A 3172-nucleotide genomic window follows, 5' to 3' on the forward strand; every position below is an offset into this window, starting at 1 on the left:
GCGGGGATCACGTTTGTGGGGCCGTCGGCTGAGGTGTTGGAGTTGGCGGGGAATAAGGCGCGGGCGGTTGAGGCGGCGCGGGCGGCGGGGTTGCCGGTGTTGCGGTCGAGTGCGCCGTCGGCGGATGTGGAGGAGTTGGTGGCGGCGGCGGGGGAGTTGGAGTTCCCGGTGTTCGTGAAGGCGGTCGCGGGTGGTGGGGGTCGGGGGATGCGGCGGGTCGCGAGTGTGGAGTTGTTGCGGGAGTCGATCGAGGCGGCGTCGCGGGAGGCGGAGTCGGCGTTCGGTGATCCGACGGTGTTCTTGGAGCAGGCGGTGGTGAATCCGCGGCATATCGAGGTGCAGATTCTGGCGGATCAGCATGGGAATGTGATGCATCTGTTCGAGCGGGATTGTTCGGTGCAGCGGCGGCATCAGAAGGTGATCGAGTTGGCGCCGGCGCCGAATCTGGATCCGGGGTTGCGGGAGCGGATGTGTGCGGATGCGGTGGCGTTTGCGCGGGAGATCGGGTATTCGTGTGCGGGGACGGTGGAGTTTCTGCTGGATGAGCGTGGTAATCATGTGTTCATCGAGATGAATCCGCGGATTCAGGTGGAGCATACGGTGACCGAGGAGATCACCGATGTGGATTTGGTGCAGGCGCAGTTGCGGATCGCGGCGGGGGAGTCTTTGGCTGATCTGGGGTTGAGTCAGGAGTCGGTGTCGATTCGGGGTGCGGCGTTGCAGTGCCGGATCACGACGGAGGATCCGGCGAACGGGTTCCGTCCGGATACCGGCCGCATCACCGGCTATCGCACCCCCGGCGGCGCGGGCGTGCGATTGGACGGTGGTACGCACGTCGGCGCGGAGATCGGCGCCCATTTCGACTCGATGCTGGTCAAATTGACCTGCCGAGGGAGAGATTTCTCCAGCGCCGTCGCGCGCGCACGCCGGGCGATCGCGGAATTCCGCATCCGCGGCCTCGCCACCAATATCCCCTTCCTCCAGGCCGTTCTGGATGACAACGACTTCCGCTCCGGGCACGTGACGACCTCGTTCATCGATGAACGCCCACAACTACTCGTCGAGAACCGGTCGGCGGACCGGGCCTCGAAGATTCTCGAGTATTTGGCGGATGTGACGGTGAATAAGCCGCATGGGGAGCGGCCGACGGCGGTGTATCCGCATGACAAGTTGCCGGTGGTGGATTTGGGTGTGGCGCCGCGGGATGGTTCGCGGCAGCGGTTGTTGGCGTTGGGGCCGGAGGGGTTTGCGCGGGCGTTGCGGGAGCAGAAGGGGGTGGGGGTTACGGATACGACGTTCCGTGATGCGCATCAGTCGTTGTTGGCGACGCGGGTGCGGACGGGTGGTTTGTTGGGGGTGGCGGGGCATGTGGCGCGGTTGATGCCGGAGTTGTTGTCGATCGAGGCGTGGGGTGGGGCGACGTATGATGTGGGGTTGCGGTTTTTGTTCGAGGATCCGTGGGAGCGGTTGGCGGCGTTGCGGGAGGCGGTGCCGAATATTTGTTTGCAGATGTTGTTGCGGGGGCGGAATACGGTGGGGTATACGCCGTATCCGGAGGTGGTGACGCGGGCGTTTGTGTCGGAGGCGGCGGGGACGGGTATCGATATTTTCCGGATTTTCGATGCGTTGAACAATGTGGATCAGATGCGTCCGGCGATCGATGCGGTGCGGGAGACGGGGTCGGCGGTCGCGGAGGTCGCGTTGAGTTATACGGGGGATCTGGCGGATCCGGGGGAGTCGTTGTATACGTTGGATTATTACTTGAAGCTGGCTGAGCAGATCGTGGATGCGGGGGCGCATGTGCTGGCGATCAAGGATATGGCGGGGTTGTTGCGGGCGCCGGCGGCGGCGACGTTGGTGTCGGCGTTGCGGGCGAATTTCGATCTGCCGGTGCATGTGCATACGCATGACACGCCGGGTGGGCAGTTGGCGACGTATTTGGCGGCGTGGCAGGCGGGGGCGGATGCGGTGGATGGGGCGAGTGCGGCGATGGCGGGTACGACCAGTCAGCCGGCGTTGTCGGCGATTGTGGCGGCGGCGGCGCACACGGAGTTCGATACCGGGTTGAGTTTGGCGAATGTGTGTGATCTGGAGCCGTATTGGGAGGCGTTGCGGAAGGTGTATGCGCCGTTCGAGTCGGGGTTGCCGGCGCCGACGGGGCGGGTGTATACGCATGAGATTCCGGGTGGGCAGTTGTCGAATTTGCGGCAGCAGGCGATCGCGTTGGGGTTGGGGGACCGGTTCGAGGAGGTGGAGGCGAAGTACGCGGCGGCGGATCGGTTGTTGGGGCGGTTGGTGAAGGTGACGCCGTCGTCGAAGGTGGTTGGTGATCTGGCGTTGGCGTTGGTCGGTACCGGGGTGGCGGTGGAGGATTTCGCGGCGGATCCGGGCCGGTATGACATTCCGGATTCGGTGATCGGGTTTCTGCGGGGGGAGTTGGGGACCCCGGCGGGTGGCTGGCCGGAGCCGTTCCGCAGTAAGGCGCTGGCGGGGCGGGGGGCGGCGAAGCCGGAGACGCCGCTCACGCGGGGGGATGAGGACGGTTTGGCGGGCGGTTCGCTGCAGCGTCGGGCGACGTTGAACCGGTTGCTGTTCCCGGGGCCGACCGCGGAGTTCCTGGCGCATCGGGAGAAGTACGGGGATACCACGGGGTTGTCGGCGAATCAGTTCTTCTACGGTTTGCGCCGTGGTGAGGAACATCGGGTGCAGTTGGAGAAGGGGGTGACCCTGTTGATCGGGTTGGAAGCGATTTCCGAGCCCGACGAGCGGGGGATGCGGACGGTGATGTGCATCCTGAATGGGCAGTTGCGGCCGATCTCGGTGCGTGACCGTGCGGTCGCCAGCGAGGTCCCGGCGGCGGAGAAGGCGAACCGGACCGATCCCGGGCATGTCGCGGCCCCGTTCGCCGGGGTGGTGACCCTGGCGGTCGCGGAGGGCGATACGGTCGCTGCCGGGGACACCGTCGCCACGATCGAGGCGATGAAGATGGAAGCCGCGATCACCGCGTCCCGCGCCGGGATCGTCGGGCGGGTCGCGATCGGGCCGGTGCAGCAGGTCGAGGGCGGGGACCTGCTGATCGAGCTGACCCTACGGGAAACCGCCGCCGGATGACCCGCATCGTCGCCGGCACCGCCGGCGGGCGACGCCTACGGGTACCACCCGCCGGCACCCG

1 protein-coding gene is annotated in these 3172 nt (G+C 66.2%); it reads left to right on the plus strand.

Features of this window, described 5'->3' with window-relative positions; all coding sequences use genetic code 11:
* Positions 1 to 3111: pyruvate carboxylase (locus ACT86A_RS27355; RefSeq protein ID WP_445095106.1), on the plus strand; the 3111-nt coding region annotated here is incomplete at its 5' end.
* Positions 3112 to 3172 lie beyond the last annotated feature (61 nt).

The organism is Nocardia glycosmidis, from assembly GCF_052545115.1.